At 74.0% G+C, this 17,510-nt stretch carries 17 protein-coding genes; 6 read left to right on the top strand and 11 right to left on the bottom strand.

The annotated features are described in order from the left end of the window. The first annotated feature begins 6 nt into the window (after positions 1-6). Positions 7-372, top strand: coding sequence for a GntR family transcriptional regulator (locus F1615_RS21825; RefSeq protein WP_167533815.1), 366 nt, complete (start codon positions 7-9; stop codon positions 370-372). Between the two features lie 80 nt (positions 373-452). Here F1615_RS21825 and F1615_RS21820 read toward each other — a convergent pair whose 3' ends face one another. The 5 genes from F1615_RS21820 to F1615_RS21800 all read right to left on the bottom strand — a co-directional run bounded on the left by F1615_RS21820 (position 453) and on the right by F1615_RS21800 (position 5,038). Next, on the bottom strand, positions 453-1,232 hold the full coding sequence (locus F1615_RS21820; RefSeq protein WP_149550716.1) for a DUF72 domain-containing protein: 780 nt from the start codon (positions 1,230-1,232) through the stop codon (positions 453-455). Positions 1,233-1,248: 16 nt separating this feature from the next. After that, positions 1,249-2,343, bottom strand: a complete 1,095-nt coding sequence (locus F1615_RS21815; protein ID WP_149550715.1) for a DUF5925 domain-containing protein — start codon at positions 2,341-2,343, stop codon at positions 1,249-1,251. Positions 2,344-2,428: 85 nt separating this feature from the next. Further along, positions 2,429-3,226 carry a polysaccharide deacetylase family protein gene (locus F1615_RS21810; protein WP_208818375.1) on the bottom strand — a complete coding sequence of 266 codons (798 nt, stop codon included), beginning with the start codon at positions 3,224-3,226 and terminating at the stop codon, positions 2,429-2,431. Then, complete coding sequence (locus tag F1615_RS21805) at positions 3,219-4,220, bottom strand: glycosyltransferase (RefSeq protein WP_149550714.1); 1,002 nt, start codon at positions 4,218-4,220, stop codon at positions 3,219-3,221. Before F1615_RS21805 ends, F1615_RS21810 begins: the two co-directional genes overlap by 8 nt. After that, positions 4,217-5,038, bottom strand: a complete 822-nt coding sequence (locus tag F1615_RS21800; protein ID WP_149550713.1) for a glycosyltransferase family 2 protein — start codon at positions 5,036-5,038, stop codon at positions 4,217-4,219. Before F1615_RS21800 ends, F1615_RS21805 begins: the two co-directional genes overlap by 4 nt. Before the next feature lie 599 nt (positions 5,039-5,637). Between F1615_RS21800 and F1615_RS21795 the strand changes: the two genes are divergently transcribed. Then, a complete protein-coding gene (locus tag F1615_RS21795) occupies positions 5,638-6,444 on the top strand; it encodes an SGNH/GDSL hydrolase family protein (protein ID WP_149550712.1) in 807 nt (268 codons plus the stop codon). Here the strand turns inward: F1615_RS21795 and F1615_RS21790 are convergent. The 4 genes from F1615_RS21790 to F1615_RS21775 form a co-directional block, all read right to left on the bottom strand. Further along, on the bottom strand, positions 6,414-8,042 hold the full coding sequence (locus tag F1615_RS21790; RefSeq protein WP_149550784.1) for a serine/threonine-protein kinase: 1,629 nt from the start codon (positions 8,040-8,042) through the stop codon (positions 6,414-6,416). The two genes, F1615_RS21795 and F1615_RS21790, sit on opposite strands and share 31 nt — an antisense overlap. Before the next feature lie 78 nt (positions 8,043-8,120). Next, positions 8,121-9,623, bottom strand: coding sequence for a nickel transporter (locus F1615_RS21785; protein ID WP_149550711.1), 1,503 nt, complete (start codon positions 9,621-9,623; stop codon positions 8,121-8,123). Beyond that, a complete protein-coding gene (locus F1615_RS21780) occupies positions 9,620-11,176 on the bottom strand; it encodes a tetratricopeptide repeat protein (RefSeq protein WP_149550710.1) in 1,557 nt (518 codons plus the stop codon). The genes F1615_RS21785 and F1615_RS21780 overlap by 4 nt, the downstream gene beginning before the upstream one ends. Before the next feature lie 115 nt (positions 11,177-11,291). Further along, on the bottom strand, positions 11,292-12,824 hold the full coding sequence (locus tag F1615_RS21775) for a DUF4331 domain-containing protein (protein ID WP_149550709.1): 1,533 nt from the start codon (positions 12,822-12,824) through the stop codon (positions 11,292-11,294). A gap of 207 nt (positions 12,825-13,031) precedes the next feature. Between F1615_RS21775 and F1615_RS21770 the strand changes: the two genes are divergently transcribed. From F1615_RS21770 to F1615_RS21760, 3 genes are all read left to right on the top strand, one after another. Next, entirely contained in the window at positions 13,032-13,574 is a 543-nt protein-coding gene (locus tag F1615_RS21770; protein ID WP_149550708.1) for a sigma-70 family RNA polymerase sigma factor, read from the top strand. Further along, complete coding sequence (locus F1615_RS21765; RefSeq protein WP_149550707.1) at positions 13,571-14,389, top strand: anti-sigma factor; 819 nt, start codon at positions 13,571-13,573, stop codon at positions 14,387-14,389. The genes F1615_RS21770 and F1615_RS21765 overlap by 4 nt, the downstream gene beginning before the upstream one ends. A gap of 126 nt (positions 14,390-14,515) precedes the next feature. Continuing rightward, on the top strand, positions 14,516-14,791 hold the full coding sequence (locus F1615_RS21760; protein WP_149550706.1) for a hypothetical protein: 276 nt from the start codon (positions 14,516-14,518) through the stop codon (positions 14,789-14,791). Between the two features lie 169 nt (positions 14,792-14,960). Here the strand turns inward: F1615_RS21760 and F1615_RS21755 are convergent, their stop codons facing one another. Both F1615_RS21755 and F1615_RS21750 read right to left on the bottom strand, forming a co-directional pair. Then, on the bottom strand, positions 14,961-15,743 hold the full coding sequence (locus F1615_RS21755) for an ABC transporter permease (RefSeq protein ID WP_149550705.1): 783 nt from the start codon (positions 15,741-15,743) through the stop codon (positions 14,961-14,963). After that, positions 15,740-16,717, bottom strand: coding sequence for an ATP-binding cassette domain-containing protein (locus F1615_RS21750; protein WP_149550704.1), 978 nt, complete (start codon positions 16,715-16,717; stop codon positions 15,740-15,742). The genes F1615_RS21755 and F1615_RS21750 overlap by 4 nt, the downstream gene beginning before the upstream one ends. Positions 16,718-16,779: 62 nt before the next feature. Here F1615_RS21750 and F1615_RS21745 point away from each other — a divergent pair, with 62 nt between their 5' ends. Then, entirely contained in the window at positions 16,780-17,493 is a 714-nt protein-coding gene (locus F1615_RS21745; RefSeq protein WP_149550703.1) for a TetR/AcrR family transcriptional regulator, read from the top strand. Positions 17,494-17,510 lie beyond the last annotated feature (17 nt).

Raw genomic sequence — 17,510 nt, 5'->3', positions numbered from 1 at the left:
CGGGCCGTGACCTTGAAGATCCGGATCGACGACGGCGCACCCCCGTACGAGCAGGTACGCGCGCAGATCTCCGAGCAGGCCAGGTCGGGAGCGCTGCCGGTGGGACACCGGCTGCCGACGGTGCGGGGGCTGGCGGAGACGCTCGGCCTCGCGGCGAACACGGTGGCCAAGGCCTACCGGGCGCTGGAGGCCGACGGGGTGATCGAGACGCGGGGACGCAACGGGACGGTGATCGCCGCCGCGGGGTCGGCGGCGGAACGTGAGGCCGCGGCGGCGGCGCAGGCGTTCGCGGAACGGGCCCGGCGGCTGGGACTCGGCGAGGACGACGCGCTGGCCGCCGTGCGGGAGGCCCTGCGGGCGGCTTACGGGTGAGCGCCGTCGCGGCGGCGGTCACGTCCCACTGCGGGTGCGTTGTGGCTGGTCGCGCCCACGCGGCGGAGCCGCACATCGACTCAGCCCCGCGCCCCTGAGAGGGTGTCCGTGAGCGGTGCCCGTGGTGTTCTGCCTGCTGCGTGCGCCAGTCGCATGAACGCGCGCGCGTCGGTCACCGCCGCCGCGTTCGGGTCGTTGTTGAAGTACGCGTGGACGTCCTCGCCCGCGGGCCAGGTGGCCGCGATGCGGTGGACCCAGGTCTGCAGGGACCGGCGGCCGTAGTGCGGCCAGGGCTGCGCGCGGCCCTGGTGGAAGCGGACGTAGCCCCAGTCGGCGGTGCGCCACAGGGGAGTGGCGGGCCGGGCCAGTACGTCGGCCCAGCACAGCGCGGCGCCCCGGGACTCCAGTACGGCGCGCACGTCCGGCGTCCACCAGGAGGGGTGGCGCGGCTCCACCGCCACCCTCGTCGACGCGGGGAAGCGGCGCAGGCAGGCGTGCAGCAGTGCGGGGTCGGCCTGGAGCGTGGGCGGGAGCTGGAGGAGGACCGGGCCGAGCCGGTCGCCCAGTCCGGCGGCCCGGCTCATCAGGCGGTCCACCGGCTCCTCGGGATCGCGCAGCCGCTTGATGTGGGTCAGGTAGCGGCTCGCCTTCAGCGCGACGACGAAGCCCGGCGGGGTGCGCTCCCGCCAGGCCTCGAAGGTCTCCCGGGACGGCAGCCGGTAGAAGGCGTTGTTGATCTCGACGGTGGCGAAGTGCGCCGCGTACTCCTCCAGCCAGAGCCGCACCGGAAGACCGGCCGGGTACAGCACCCCCCGCCAGTCCTTGTACTGCCACCCCGACGTCCCGACGAACAGGGTCATACGACCATCAAAGCACCTACAGGTACAGGCCCGCGTCGGCGTCGCCCCGCGGTTCCGGCAGGGCGGTCGGGGACGTGCCCCGGCGCAGGGCGTACAGCTCGGCCAGGGTCGCCCCCTCGCGGCCGACGCCCTCCTCGCTGCCCAGCCAGTTCACCGCCTCCCCGCGGGTCAGCTGCCCCACCTCGATCCGGGCGAGACAGCGGCCGGGGCGCACCACGGCCGGGTGCAGACGCTCCAGGTCCTCGTTGGTGGTGACCCCGACCAGGACGTTGCGGCCCTGGCCGAGCAGACCGTCCGTCAGGTTCAGCAGCCGGGACAGCGCCTGGCCGGCGGTGTGCTTGGCCTCGCCGCGGATCAGCTCGTCGCAGTCCTCGAGGAGCAGCAGCCGCCAGCGGCCCTTGCCCGCCGCGTCCTCCTCGCCGATCGCGATGTCCATCAGATAGCCGACGTCGGAGAAGAGCCGCTCCGGGTCCAGTACGCAGTCCACCTGGCACCAGTCCCGCCAGGACCGGGCCAGCGTGCGCAGCGCGGAGGTCTTGCCGGTGCCCGGCGGGCCGTGCAGCAGGAGCAGCCGGCCCGAGATGTCCTGAGGGGTGGTCTTCATCAGGCGGTCCATGGCGTTCGCCACCGGCGCGGTGTAGTTGGGCCGGATCTCCTCCCAGGTGCCCGCCGAGATCTGCCGGGTGGTGCGGTGCGGGCCGCGGCGCGGGGAGACGTACCAGAAGCCCATGGCGACGTTCTCCGGCTGTGGTTCGGGTTCGTCCGCCGCGCCGTCGGTGGCCTCGTCCAGGATCTTCGCGGCGAGGTCGGCGCTGGTCGCGGTGACCGTGACGTCGGCGCCCCGGTTCCAGCGGGAGACCAGCAGCGTCCAGCCGTCGCCCTCGGCCAGGGTGGCGCTGCGGTCGTCGTCCCTGGCAAGGCGCAGGACCCGCGCGTTCGCCGGCAGCAGGGTCGCGCCGGAGCGTACGCGGTCGATGTTGACGGCGTGCGAGTACGGCTGCTCGCCCGTCGCGAAGCGGCCGAGGAACAACGCGTCGACGACGTCGGACGGGGAGTCGCTGTCGTCGACGTTGAGCCGGATCGGCAGTGCGTCGTGTGGGTGCGCGGACATGCGGCCATGATCGGTCACCGGGGCGCCGAGTGCACCCGGTTTGCGAGGTCCACGCGGATGACCGCCCCGGTACGGCCCGGTGTGTTCAGTGCGGCGGGCGGAGCAGCCGGCCCGCCCGCCGGGCGCGGCGCACCATCGCGTACCCCTTGGTCAGGGCGCGGTCCCGGGCGAAGGCGCGGGCGAGGGCCCGTCCCTCCACCAGCCGCTCGAACTCGGCTGCGGACGTGGACCTGCGCACCGTCACGCGCCGCAGCGCGTACGGTCCCTGGGCGCGGCGGGCGAGGCCGTTGCCGACGGCGAGTGCCTGGGCGTAGCCGGTCTCCCGCACCGCCTCGCGGACCCGGCGGCTGGAGTAGCCGTAGGGATACGCGAACGAGGCGGGGACGGAACCCAGCTGGTCCGACACGATCTCCTTGCACAGGATCAGCTCGGAACGCAGCCGGCCCTCGTCGAGCTGGTCGAGCTGCGGATGGCTGTGACTGTGCCCGCCGATCTCCACGCCCACGTCGGCCAGTTCGCGCACCTGGCCCCAGTCGAGCATGGTGTCCGGGCCGCCGCCGGTGTCGTACGGCCCCCGGAGCCAGCCGGTGGAGACGAACAGGGTGGCGGCGAAGCCGTGCCCGGCCAGCACGGGCAGGGCGTGGCGGTGCACGCCCTCGTAGCCGTCGTCGAACGTGACCAGGACCGGCCGCGCGGGCAGCGGGCGGCCGGTGCGCCAGCGCGCGGCCAGTTCGGCCGTGGTGACGGGGGTCATGCCCCGGTCCGCGATCACCGCCATCTGCTCGGCGAACGCCTCCGGGGACACGGACAGGGCGCGGGTCGCCTCGCCGGGCTCGGCCGCGACCGCGTGGTACATCAGGACCGGCACGCGTACGTCAGTCACGGCCACCGCCCTCCTGCACGGTCACCACGGAGAAGGTGACGCCGCCCCGCCGGGCCCGCACGCTCCCCACCAGATAGCCGCCCGCCGCCGTGAGCACCCCGGCGACGATCGCCCCCGCGCGTCCGGCGCCGCCCGGGCGGGCCAGCAGGGCGTCGCGCAGCCCCCGCACCACACCGGCCGGCAGGACGCGCGTGGTGTACCGGCGTTCGGACTCCAGGCCCTTCTCCGTGCCGACGCTGCGCGCCACCAGCGCCTTGGACAGTCCCTCGGCGTAGGTCCGGGTCCGGAAGTAGCGGAAGTGCTCGCGGGCCTCGGGCACCCGGTGGTGGATCACCGCGCGGTCGTCGATGAGCAGGATCGCGTCGGGCCGGGCGCGGCTGAGGCGGATGCACAGCTCCGTCTCCTCCCCGCCCAGCGGGCGCTTGTCGCCGTCGCGTCCGATGCCGGTGGCGAAGCCGCCCGCCGCGTCGAAGGCCTCGCGGCGGAAGGAGGCGTTGCCGCCCAGCACGTTGCGCACCGGCACGCGTCCGCGCGGCAGGCCCCGGTAGGTGCAGCCCACCACCCAGTCGAACTCCTCGGGGAACCAGTCGGGGCGCCGGCCCGACGCCCAGACCGGCTCGGTGCGTCCGCCGACCGCCATCACGCGCGGGTCGGCGTATCCCTCGGCGAGGCGCGCCAGCCAGTCGCGTTCGGCCACGGCGTCGTCGTCGAGGAAGGCGACGACGTCGCCGCGCGAGGCGGCGATCCCGGTGTTGCGGCCGGCGGACAGGCCGCGGGGGCCCGCGTTGGCGAGCACCCGCACGTCCCCGGCCTCCTTGTACTCCTTGCCCAGACGGTCCAGGAGAGCCTGGTTGTGGTCGACGACCAGCAGGGTCTCCAGGGCCGGCCGTGACTGTGCCCGCACCGAGGCGACCGCCGCGAGGACGTCCTCCCAGCGGTCCTCGGTGTAGGCGCAGATCACGACCGAGATGCCCGGGGTTCCGGGTGCGCTCAAGACACCTTCCCCCGGACCGTGTCGAGCAGCGGCGAGTGGTGCGGGCGGCGGCGCAGCGCCCGCCGGTTGGAGCGTTCCCCGAGGATCACTCTCAGCACCCGGAAGCCGTCGCGCACGGCCCGCAAATTGCTGGTGCCGTGGATGCGCAGGTACTCGTGGCTGGGGATCTCCTGCACCTTCAGGCCGGCCTTGACGACCCGGATGTTCATCAGCGTCTCGACCTCGAAGCCGGTGCAGTCGAGGTCGATCTTGTCCAGGCAGTGCCGCCAGAAGGCGTTGTAGCCGTAGCAGAGGTCGGTGTACCGCGCGCCGAACTTGCGGTTGACCACGGCGCACAGCGCCCGGTTGCCGAGCTTGCGGATGAAGGTCATGTCGTCGGTGCCGCCGCCGTTGGCGAAGCGGGACCCCTTGGCGAAGTCCGCGCCCGAGACCAGCGCGGAGACGTAGCTGACGATCTCGCTGCCGTCCGCCGAGCCGTCCGCGTCGACCATCACGACGATGTCGCCGGTGCAGGCCTCGAAGCCGGCGCGCAGCGCGTCCCCCTTGCCCTTGCCGCGCTGCCCGACGACCTTCACGCCGGACCACAGTGCGCGGGCCACCTCGACGGTGTCGTCGGTGGAGTTGCCGTCGACCAGGACCACTTCGTGGATCCAGTCGGGAAGCGTCTTGAAGACGTACGGAAGGTTCTCCGCCTCGTTCATGGCCGGTATCACCACGCTCACCGGTGGCGCGATGGCCAGGTGCGAGGAGACGGGCCGGTACGTCCGGGCGGCCGGCGGATCCTGATCCGCGGCCGCCGGCTGCAGTACGGAGCTCATGAGTCTGGTCCCTCTCGTCCGGCGGACCGCCCGCCCCTCGGGCGGCCCGGCTGTTCGTCCGGTTCGAAAGGGGGGTTGTTCTCACCCCGCGTCACGACGGACGGAGCCGACGCACGCCGGGTGAGCTGGTGAAACTGGCCGGCCGCCACCAGGACGGCCGTCCGCGCGGCACGGCCCGGCCACCGTTGCGGTCACCGAGCACGGCACCCCCCTACCGCGCCCCGCGCCGGTACGTCGCGGTCCTGAGCCCTCCCCTGGAGCCGCGTACTGACGGACCGACGCGAGTGAGATGTATGACGGTATTGACGATTGAACCCGAATGGCAAGACCTGGAACGGCACCTCACGTTTCCGGCGGTTTGGCCGTTGCGGGTGTTTCCTGCCCGGATGGGCGTGTCCGCATGGCCGACTTTGCCCCCCGAAGCGCCGGATGCCGGGCTTCAATCTGGCGTACCCCGTAGGGGGCGTCAAGGGCCGAAAGTCCCTGCGGCCGGATTTCGTCCAGTATTGAAGCAGTAACATTTTTGGCATGGACACTTCCAGTCAACACGCGTAGCTGGTACGACGGTTGTGGCAGAGATCCTGCTAAAGGGAGGTTCCATGAGACGTTCCCGATTCGCCCTCTTCCTCGGCACGCTCCTTCTCGCCGTCACCGCGGCCCTCACCGGGGCGACGACGGCGCAGGCGTCCCAACAGGCCGCGGCCGGCGGCTATGTGGCGCTCGGCGACTCCTACTCCTCCGGCGTCGGAGCCGGCAGCTACATCTCCTCCAGCGGCGACTGCAAGCGCAGCACGAATGCCTACCCCTACCTCTGGGCGGCCGCCAACTCACCCTCGTCCTTCGCCTTCACCGCCTGCTCGGGCGCCCGAACGGGTGATGTTCTCTCCGGGCAGCTCGGCCCGCTCTCCACCGCCACCGGCCTGGTCTCGATCAGCGTCGGCGGCAACGACGCCGGTTTCGCCGACGTCATGACGACCTGTGTGCTCCAGTCCGACAGTTCCTGCCTCTCCCGCATCGCCACCGCGCGGGCGTACGTCGACTCGACGCTGCCCGGCCGGCTCGACAGCGTCTACACGGCGATCCGCGACCGGGCGCCGAACGCCGAGGTCGTGGTGCTCGGTTACCCCCGCTTCTACCAGCTCGGCACGTCCTGCATCGGTCTCTCCGAGACCAAGCGGAAGGCGATCAACGACGCCGCCGACCTCCTCGACAACACCATCGCCCAGCGCGCCCGGGCGTACGGCTTCACCTTCGGCGACGTCCGCACCACCTTCACCGGCCACGAGATCTGCTCCGGCAACTCCTGGCTGCACAGCGTGGACTGGTTCAACATCGGCAACTCGTACCACCCGAAGGCGGCCGGCCAGTCGGGCGGCTACCTGCCGGTGCTCAACGCGGCGGCCTGATCCGGCGGCTCCTCGTCGCCGTCCGAACCGGAGGGAGAAGCGGAGGCCCCGTCCGACGGGGTCTCCGTCTCGCACGCCACCGAGAACGGCACCGTCTCCGAGGTGGTGTGCACCGGCTCCCGGACCTCCACGCCGATCTCGCTCCGGTACGTCCCGTCCTCCGCGTACGTCGTCACGACCACCGTGTCCTGCTTCGCCCGCCCGCCCCCCTCGGGGAACGACAGCTTCCGCCACCCCGGATCGGCCACCGAGCCGTCCTCCGCCACCCAGCGGTAGGACACCTCGGCCGGCAACCGCCCCACCGTGAACGTCGCCGTGAACGCCGGCGCCCGCTCACCCGGCGGCGGACACGCGCCGGAGTACTCCGTGTGCGCGCCGGTCACCGTCACCGACACGGTCTGCGGCGGGGGAGTGCTCCTCCTGTCCTCCTCCTCGCTCGCGCCGGGGGAGGGATCCGGGTCCTCCGTCCGCGGCGTCCGGCCGCCTTCACTCCCGTCGTCGCCGGTCCGCGCGGGCGAACCGACCTCACCGCCCGGGTCCTTGGCCTCCGGGCCGCCGTCCCCGCGCTGCAGCAGCGCGTACGTCAGCCCGGCCAGCGCCAGGGCCAGGACGACCAGCCCCACGACGAGGACGACGGCGGTGCGCCGGTCGCGCCCCGGCCGGGTGACCGTGGCGGCCGCCGCCGTTGCCCCGGTGACCGGCGACGGGGGAGTGGGCGAGGGTGTCTCGGGACGCGCCGGGAGCGCGGCCACCGTCGGGGCGTACGCGGCCGCACGCGCCGTGTCCGCGCCGGGCACGCCCCCCGCCGCGACCACCCGCAGGTCCTCCTGCGCCCGTTCCGCCGGCAGCCGCTCGGCCGGGTCCTTGCGCAACAGCCCCTCGATGACGGGGGTGAGCGGACCGGCCCGGCGCGGTGGCGGCAACTCCTCGTCCACGATCGCCCGCAGCGTGCTCAGCGGGGTGTCCTGACGGAAGGGCGAACTCCCCTCGACCGCCGCGTACAGCAGCACGCCGAGCGACCACAGGTCCGACTCGGGCCCCGGGGTGCGGCCCAGCGCCCGTTCCGGGGCGAGGAACTCGGGCGAACCGACGACCTCCCCGGTCATGGTCAGCGCCGAACTGCCCTCCACCGTGGCGATCCCGAAGTCGGTGAGCACCACCCGTCCGTCGTTCGCGATCAGGACGTTCGCGGGTTTCACGTCCCGGTGCAGCACCCCGGCCCCGTGCGCGGCGCGCAGCGCGGTGAGCACCTCCGCGCCGATCCGCGCGGCACGCGGCGGCGGCAGCGGACCCTCCGCCTCCAGCACCTCGGCGAGCGAGAGGCCGCGGACCAGCTCCATGACGATCCACGGGCGCCCGTCCTCCATCGCCACGTCGTACACCGTCACCACGGTGCGGTCGGCGATCCGGGCCGCCGCCCACGCCTCCCGCTCCAGACGGGCGTACATCCGCTCGACGTCGGACGCCGGCAGCCCGGCCGGGGCGCGCACCTCCTTGACGGCGACCTCGCGGTGCAGCAGCTCGTCGCGGGCCCGCCACACCGTTCCCATACCGCCCTCGCCCAGCGGCGACAGCAGCCGGTAGCGGCCCGCGATCACCCGCTCACTGCCGGATTCTTCGGACACGGCGCCCCCATTCGCATCCGGGCGAATTCTCCCTTTGCCGATGAAAGTAGCTCAGCCGAGTGCGGATGCCGCCCCCCTGAACACCAATCCGGCACCCAGGGCCACGACGGCGAACGCCGATCCGAGGGGCGCGGCGCGGCGCACCAGCGCCGCCCAGGGGGCGGCCGTCCAGCGGGGACGCCCGGCCAGCAGCCGGGTCACGCCGCTGCCCGCCCTGACGACCGCGTACCCGGCGGCGGTGAGGGTGAGGGCCAGCCCCGCGCCGTACGCGACGACGAGCAGCAGCCCGAACCAGGCCTGGCCGAGCGCGGCGGCACCGACCAGCACCACGACGGCGGACGGACTGGGCACCAGCCCGCCGGCGAAGCCGAGCAGGATCGTCCCGCGCAGGGTGGGGGCGGCGGCATGGGTGTGGGTGTGACCGCCGTGGGTGTGCGTGTGTCCGTGCGGGTGCCCGTGTTCGTGTTCGTGCCCGTGCCCGTGCCCGTGTTCGTGCCCGGACCCGTGGTGGTGCGTGTGCTTCCGGTTGCGCAGGGCGCGGCGTACGAGGCTCGCGCCGGCCAGGGTCACGAGGACACCGCTCGCGATGCCCAGCCACGCGATCACCGAGGGCGCGGCGGCCGAACCGGCCGTGACCAGCAGGCCCAGGGCGACCACGCCGAGGGTGTGGGTGACCGTGACCGAGGCGGCCATGGGCAGGACGTCCCGGAGCCGGGCCCGGCCCCCGCGTGCCGCCGCCGTCGCGGCCATGAGGGTCTTGCCGTGCCCCGGGGCGAGCGCGTGCATCGCGCCGAGCCCGACGGCGATCAGCAGGGCGAGGGCGGCGAAACCGGCGGTGAGGTCGCGCCGGGCGACGAGGCCGTCCAGGGCGCGCGTCCAGCGGTCGGCCCCGCGCGGCAGCACGGCGGAGGCGGGCGCGTCGGCCTCCGCCCCGGCCAGGGCGGGTCCGCCGGGGCGGACCCGCAGGGTCGCGGTCCTGGTGTCGGCCGGGGACGAGAGCAGCTTCTGCGGATACCGGGTCAGTTCGCGGGACGGCGAGGCCGTGGGCACGTCCGAGGCGGTGAGCGTCGTACGGTCGCCCCGCGCGGTGATCTCCCGCCAGCCCGGACCGGACGCCGCGCCGGCCGCCCGGAAGCGCACGTCGACCGTTTCGCCGTCCGGGAGGGGCGCGGTCAGCGCGCACTCCACGCGCAGCGTGTCGAGCCCCGCCTGACCGGGCCGCACGCGCGCGCGGGCGTCGCGCACGGTCAGCGCGACCGCGCGGCCGTCGACGCGCACCCCGCTGTCCCGCGCGGCCGTGGCGCACCGCTGCCGGGCCCACGCGTCCCGGCCCAGCCGGTCGATGTCCGGCCCGGCCTGCGTGGCGGGGATCTCGGCCAGGTCCTCGACATGACGGACGCGGAGTTCACCGGGCGCGGCCACCAGCCCGTCGTGGCGGTTCACGGTGAAGTTGCCCAGCGGATGCGCGCTCGCCGCCGTGGCCGGGACCAGTGCGAGCGCACAGGCGGCGGTGAGGACGGCGGCACCGGCGGTGACGGAACGGCGGAGCGTCAACGTGCCGCCTCCAGCTCCCTGAGCGCCGCACGGGCCGCGCGGGCGCCCAGCGGCGAGAACGCGGGGTTCAGCTCCAGCGCGGCGGTGAGGGAGTCACGGGCGGCGCCGTCCTGCCCGGCGGCCTTCTCGATCATGCCCCGGTGGTAGAGGAAGGCGGCGTTGCGGTAGCCGGTGGCCGTGGCACGGCGGGCGTACCGGAGCGCCTCCTCGTCGCGGCCGTTGACGTGCAGGGCCCAGGCGAGGGCGTCCGCGGTGTGCACACTGTGCCGCCGGTCCCACTCCGCGCGGGCCGCGCGCAGCGCCTCGCCGGGGTCCCCGTGATCGGCGGCGGCGAGCGCGGTGTCGAGGCCGACGTCGACCCCGCCCGCGCGGGCCAGCGCGGTCCAGGCGTCGACGAGGGCGTACTGGTCGCGTGCCCTGGCGCGGTCGCCGTCGGCGCCGCGTTCCTCGTACAGCTCGCCCAGGGCGACCAGCGGACCCGGCAGCGGGGAGCGGGCGACGACCTGCTCCAGCGTCTCGACGGCACCCTCCCGGTCCCCGCTCGCGGCCTGCGCGCGGGCCCGGCCCTCCAGGGCGGGCAGATGGTCCTCGTCGGCGGCGAGCGCCCGCGCGTAGTGCGTGAGGGCCGTGACGTGGTCGCCCTGGTTCCAGGCCAGCTGCCCCAGCGCGGTCGCGACGTACGCCACGTCCGCGGGCGTGGCCGCGCTGTCGAGCGCCCGCCGCAGCACCGTCCGCGCGGTGCGCACGTCGCCGCGCAGCTCCCGTACGTAGGCGTACCGCGTGAACACGGGAATCCCCGGCCGCCTGCGGTCGGCGGTGGCGGCGGCCTCGCCCGCCTCGTCGTACCGGCCCAGCTCGACCAGGGCGTCGATACGGGAGCACAGGGCGCGCTCGCTGTAGGGGTTCCGCGCCAGGGCCCGGTCGGCATACCGAAGGGCTCCGGTGAAGTCGTGGCGGGCGGCGGCGAGGGCGGCCTGCCCGGCGAGGGCCGGTTCGTTGTCCGGCTCGAGCGCGAGGGACCGCTCGAACGCGCGCGCGGCCTGCGGGTAGCGCGCGGGATCACCCTCGGTGCGCGCCTGCTCGACGTGGGCGAGCCCCAGGGTGGCCCAGCCGCCGAAGTCGCGCGGCTGGGCACGGAGATGGGCCCGCAGGGAACGGACCCCGGCGTCGAGATCACCCCCGGCGAGCACACCGGCGGCCACCGCCCCCGCCGCCGGTGCCGCGTCGGTCCCGGCCCGCCCACCGTCCCGGACGCCGCTCACCGCGACGCTCCCGGCGGTCATCGCGACGGCCAGCAGGACGGCGCACGAGGCGACATGCAGCCCCCGCCCACGCCGCGCGGCGGCGGCGAACCGCCGCAGCGCCGCCACCCGCGGCCCCGGGACGGCGCCCCCACCGGAACCGGCCACCCGCGCCGGGCGTTCCGTCGGCTGCGCGCCCCCGGCGGGTGGTCGCGGGGTGTCCGGTGTGTTCCCGTGGCCGGATGCCGGGGGAGCGGGCGGCGCGGTGGCCCGCTCGTGCTCGTCGGCGCTGTCGTGCGTGCGCGGGGACATGGCCTCTCCTCGGAGTTCGGCGGCGCGGCCCGTGCCGTGGGGGACGGGTGGGGAACGGGCCGCGCCAGTAGGTGGGACGGGCGGGTCGTGCCGGCCGCCCGGGGACACGCCGGGGTCAGTACGCCCGGCCGCGCATCCGGCGCCACCACAACAGCGCCACGCCGATCAGCAGCAGCCCACCGGCACCCGCGCCCGCGGACGCGGCGATCAGGGCCGTGTTGTCCGTGCCCTCCGCGCCCGCCGGGCGCAGCGCGTCACCGAGCTGGTTGCGCACGTCGTTGCCGCCGTCCACGCCCTTGGCGAGCGGGCCGCGCGATCCCTCCGTGGGATTCGCCAGATACGGGAAGGCCTTGCCGAACTCCTTGTCGTTGGCGTCGACCGCGTCACCCAGGTCGTTCTTCGCGCCGACCAGTTCACCCTCGACGACCTGGAGGGCGGCGTCGATCACGTCGTCGGTGAGGCGGCGGCCGTTCGGGAAGCCGGCGGTGTCCCCGTCGAGGACACCGAGCCGCTTGGGCTCCGCGGCGGGCTTGACGGAGGTGTTGAGGCGCAGCTGCTCCGACGGCGTCACGTGCGGCGGCCGGTTGAGGTTCTCGACGCCCTTCAGGAACACGTCGACCAGGTCGTCGCGGGGCTCGTCCGGCGCCGGGATCTTGTAGATGGCCTCGATGAGTTCCGGCAGCTCCGGGTTGGTGACGTTCTCCAGGAACTGTGCGTCGTCCCGGGGCGCGGACGCGTTGAACGTGTCCTTGTCCTTCAGCGGGTTGACGACCTCGTTCACCAGCGGGTTGCCGAGGCGCGAGACCTGCGCGAAGTCACCCTGGGCGTTCTTGCGCTGCGTCGTCGACCAGATGCCGACGACCGGCTGCTCGTCCGACTCGGTGATGAGGCTGTGGGGCACCTGAAGGGCGATCGAGTTGACGTTGTAGCCCTTGAGGGTGTCGTTGCCGACCTCGGAGAGGTTCCCGCCGTACAGCAGGTCGAAGACGCGCAGGTCCAGGAAGAACGGATCGTCCGCCTGCCCGGCGAACGTCCGGCCGCCCCCGGCGAGCTCGTGGATCGCCTGCTTGCGCAGGGTGTCGTAGTCCGGCATCGACGCCTTGCCGACGTTCGACGGCGCCACCGGCGCGTCGTCGGCGACCTTCGTCCTCGACACCGCCTTCAGGTGCCGCAGCTTGATCAGTTCGAGGTCGTACGTCTGCGTGATGTTGAGGTCGGGGTCGTCGAGGCTCTCGACCGGACCCGTGTTGTACAGGAACGTCTTGTCGTTCTTCGTGTGCGTCCTGAACGTGTACCGGAAGATCAGGTCCTCCTGCGCGTCGCCGTCCCGGTCGACGCGCAGGTCGTACTGCGCGTCCTCGGCGAACGTGAAGAAGTTCGGCCCGCCCGCCGGCTCCTCGAAGGGGATCCAGTTCGCGATGATCGTCGTCGTGTCCGGCTTGTCGGGGCTGACGAACGCGTACAGGTCCGTGTTGTCGAACTGCGGGCTGCCCGAGATCAGCGGGGCCTCCCGGTGGGAGGAGGCGGAGGCCGCCTCGGGTTCCAGCGCGGTGACGCCGGCGGCTGCGAGCCCTCCGGCGGCCAGCGCGCCACAGATGAGGGTCGCGAGACTCCTGCGTCCCGCACCGGTCCTGGAGTTAGGTGTCATGCCGTCCGTCCTCAGTGCCAACTTGCCTGACGCACTGGGATTCGGAACGCGCGGCGGGCCGGATTGGTCGAGTTTTCTCGACATCGTTTCTCGCCGCCGACCCGCGTTTCGGGCCCGGTGATCCGTACTTCCCCTCCGGGGGCGCGCTTCTGTGCGTGCCTCATGCCACCGGGCGGCCCCGCGGGGCCGGGAAGAAGGGGATGCGCGTTGGAGGCGGACGAGCTGCTGATGCTTGTGGCCGCGGGTGACCAGAAGGCGTTCGAGGACCTGTACGGCCTGGTCTCCGGGCCGGTGTACGGGCTGGTGCGGCGCGTGGTGCGCGATCCCGCCCAGTCCGAGGAGGTGGCCCAGGAGGTGCTGCTGGAACTCTGGCGCTCCGCCGCGCGGTTCGACCCCGGCCGGGGCAGCGCCCTGTCCTGGGTGCTCACCCTCGCCCACCGCCGAGCCGTCGACCGGGTGCGCAGCGCCCGCGCGGCCGGCGAACGCGAGCAGCGCGAGGCCAGGCGCGGCCACGGCCCCGCCTTCGACCAGGTCGCCGAGGAGGTCGAGGCCGGGCTGGAACGCGAGTGGGTGCGCCGCTGCCTGGACCGCCTCACCGCGCTCCAGCGCCAGTCGGTCACCCTCGCCTATTACGACGGCTACACCTACCGCGAGGTCGCCGAGCGGCTGTCGCTGCCGCTCGGCACGGTCAAGACCCGGATGCGGGACGGCCTGACCCGCCTGCGCGACTGCCTGGGAGGCGCGGCATGAGCCTGTTCGGCCGACTGACGTCCCGCGGCGACCTGCACTCGCTGGCCGCCCCCTACGCCCTCGACGCCCTGGAGCCCGCCGAGCGGGTCCGCTTCGAGAAGCATCTGAGGTCCTGCGGCCGCTGCACCGCCGAGGTGCGCGACCTCGCCGAGGACGCCGTCCGCCTCGCCTGGTCCACGGCCGCGCCCGCGCCGCCCGCGATGCGGGACCGGGTGCTGGCCGCCGTACGGACCACCGCGCAGGAGCCCGCGCCGCAGGGCCCCCCGCGCGCGCGTGCGCCGCAACTCCCGCCCCACGTCTGGGGCACCGCACCACCCCCACGCACCCGGGAGCGGCGCCGGTCGCCGCTGTTCGTGCCGTTCGCGACGGCCACCGCCGCCGCGGCGCTCGTCGTCGCGTCGCTCTTCGCCGTGCAGGCGGACCGGACCCAGGACCGGCTCGACGCCGAGCGCGACCGGGCACGTGAGATCGCCCACGTTCTGGCCGCGCCGGACGCCCGCGCGAGCAGCGGCCGGGACCCGCGGGGCCGCACGATCGGAGTGATCGCTTCCGCATCCTCCCGCAGCGCGGTCGTCACTCTCGGCGGATACGGCGACCCTCCGAACGGACGTGTGCGCCAGCTCTGGCTCATGGGCCCGGGCGAGCGGCCCCGGTCCCTGGGGCTTTTCGACGGCGACACACCCTTGGTCGCATCCGGCCTCGACACCGCGGCGACGTCACTCGCCGTGACCGTCGAGCCCGACGGCGGGTCACCGCAACCCACCGGCCAGCCCATCGTCCAACTCGCCCTGAAAACGGTCGGATTCGGAGAGTAATCGTCGTAGGTTCGTCAACACCCTTATGGGGAAGGTGAATCCTGTGACCTCGATACACGAGTGCCGGGACGGGGCGATAGGGTTACCCTGCCCGGGCCGGGTGGACTCGTACGGGTGGGGAGTGACATGGAACAGATAACAGTGCGCAGCAGGGCCAGGGTCCCTGCGATCACGTGCGGGAGCAGCGCGACCAGTTCGCGCCTCGACCGCCATCTCTCGGTCCTCGGGGGACCGGCCGTCCCGCAGCGCGAGACGGCGGAGGCGACCTCGCTGATGCGCGAGCTGACCGCGCGTGACACCGCGCACAGCCGGGGTGCCAGGGGCGCGCGGGCCCGGACGAGCCGCGTCTCGCTCTTCGCCCCGCTGCGCCGACTGCGCCGCTCCCTGTTCGGCAGCCGGTAGCGCCCGCGCCGGTCGGTCCCACCGTCCCGGCGCAGCGCCCGCCCGTCCGTCATCCCCGCGGTACCGGGCACCCGGCGCATCAGACCCCAGCACGTCCTCCTGCCGGCGCCCCCGGTCCCACCCGGCAGCGATCCGGGGGCCCGCCGGCCTCTCCCCTCCTCCCCGCAGGTCACCGCTCGGCGTGCGCGTACTCCCGCACCGCGAGCGGCACGAACACCGCGAGCAGCACCGCGCACCAGGCCAGTGACCCCGCGACGGGATGCGCCACCGGCCAGGCCGCCCCCTCCGGCACGGGCGCGTTGCCGAACAGCTCCCGCAGCGCCGTCGCCACCGCGCTGATCGGATTCCACTCCGCCACCGTGCGCAGCCACCCCGGCAGCCCCGCGGTGGGGATGTACGCGCTGGACAGCAGCGGCAGCAGGAAGGTCGCCCCGCCCAGCTGACCGGCCGCCTCCTCGTTCCGGGTGAGCAGCCCGAGGAAGATGCCGGTCCACACGCACGCGAACCGGAACAGCAGCAACAGCAGGAGGGCGCCCGCCGCGGCCGCCGGGCCTGCTTCCACCCGCCAGCCGACCGCGAGCCCCACCAGCAGGAACGGCACCGTCCCGGCCGCCGTCACCAGCACGTCCGCCGCGGCCTGGCCCACCGGCACGGCGGCCCGGCTCACCGGCAGCGTGCGGAACCGGTCCGTCACCCCGCGGTGGACATCCTGGGCCGACTGGAACATGCCGGTCATGACCCCGCCCGCCGCCGTCGCCACCAGCAGTCCCGGAACCAGGAAGGACCGGTACTCCGCACCCGGCACGGCGAGCGCGCTGCCGAAGACGTAGCCGAAGAACAGCAGCATGCTGACCGGCATGGTCTGGGTGAGGATCAGCAGCCCGGGGTTGTTGCGCATCCTCCGCAGCTGCCGGCCGAGCATCGCGGTGCCGTCGTACGCCAGCGTGCTCACGCGGCACGCTCCTTGTCGTCGCCGGGGCGGCCGGCGAAGGCCACGGAGCCCCCGGTCAGCCGCAGGAACACATCGTCGAGGGTGGGGGGCCGCAGGCTCGCGTCGAGCAGGGGCACGCCCGCCGCGTCCAGCGTCCGCACCAGGTGCGGGAGAGTGACGGTCGCGTCCTTGGTGACCACGCCGACCGCGTTCCGCGCGCGGTCCAGGGACGGCTGAGAACCGGTGAGGCGGTCCAGCACCCCGGCGGCCGCCACCAGCGCGGCCGCGTCCGCGACGATCACCTCCGCGTGCGTCCCGACCAGCGCCTTGAGCTCGGCCGGGGAGCCGGTGTGCGCGACCCGTCCCCGGTCCACCAGGGCGATGTCGTCGGCCAGCCGGTCGGCCTCCTCCAGGTACTGGGTGGTGAGCAGCACGCTCGTGCCCTCGCCGGTCAGTTCGCGCACCGCCTCCCAGATCAGCGTGCGGCTGGCCGGGTCGAGACCGGTCGTCGGCTCGTCCAGGAACAGCACCTCCGGACGCCGGATCAGGCTCGCCGCCAGGTCCAGCCGGCGCCGCATGCCGCCCGACCAGCCGGACGCCGGCCGGTCGGCGGCCTCCGTCAGCCCGAAGCGGTCGAGCAGCTCGTCGGCCCGCCCGGCCGCACCGCCCACCCGGTGCAGCCGGGCGAACAACCGCAGGTTCTCGCGCCCGGTGAGGTCCCCGTCGATCGAGGTGTCCTGCCCGGTGACGCCGATCCTGCGCCGTACGGCGGCGGCCTCCCGGACGAGGTCGTGGCCCGCGATCCGCGCCGAGCCCGCGTCGGGTCGCAGCAGGGTGGTAAGCAGCCGGACGGCTGTCGTCTTGCCCGCCCCGTTGGGCCCGAGCATCCCGCACACGGTTCCCTCGGCCACCGCCAGATCCAGCCCGCGCAGGGCGCGGACCGCCCCGAAGCGCTTCTCCAGACCTTCACTAAGTACAGCGTACGTAGTAGTCATGGGTCGACCATAGCGCACTACGTACGGTGTACGTAACTACGATGGTGGGGAGGTGATGACCGATGGCGGGCCGAGCGGCCGAACCCGAAGTGATCTGGGCGCGCCCCGAGCGCACCGGCCGTGGACCGAGACCGGCGTACACCCGCGCCGACATCGCGGCGGCGGCCGTCCGGATCGCCGACGCCGAGGGCCTGGACGCGGTCTCCATGCGCCGCGTCGCCGCCGAACTGGGCTGCGGCACCATGTCGCTCTACAACTACGTCCCCCGCAAGGAGGACCTGTACGAGCTGATGGTGGACGCGGCCGGCGGCGAGCACGAGCTGTGGGAACCCAGCGGCGACTGGCGTGCCGACATGCTCAGGGTGGCGCACCAGACCCGCGCGCTGATGCACCGCCATCCGTGGCTGCCGCGGCTGATGTCGCCGGTCTACGGCTTCAGCCCCAACGCCCTGCGCTATCTCGAGCACTGTCTGGCCTGCCTGGACCCGCTCCCCGAGCCCTACGGCACGAAGCTGGAGCTGATCGCGATGCTCAACGGCATCGTGACGACGTACGTCACCAACGAGCTGGCCACCGACGAGCGCACCCGCTCGCTGCCCTGGTCGCAGGAGCGGGAGAACGCGATACGGATCGCCTACCTCGGCGGCCGGATCGCGACCGGCGAGTACCCGAGGATGGCGGCGGCCTTCGCGGAGGACGCGGGGCCGATCGACCTGGAGGCGGTGTTCGAGCGGGCGCTCGGCAGGATGCTGGACGGCTTCGGCCCCCGCCGCTGAACCCGCTCCCGGCGGAC

Source organism: Streptomyces marokkonensis, from assembly GCF_008312835.1.
GTDB classification, from domain to species: Bacteria; Actinomycetota; Actinomycetes; order Streptomycetales; family Streptomycetaceae; genus Streptomyces; species Streptomyces marokkonensis_A.
Note: the sequence above shows the minus strand (reverse complement) of the source record. Positions and strands in the feature narration are given on the sequence as shown.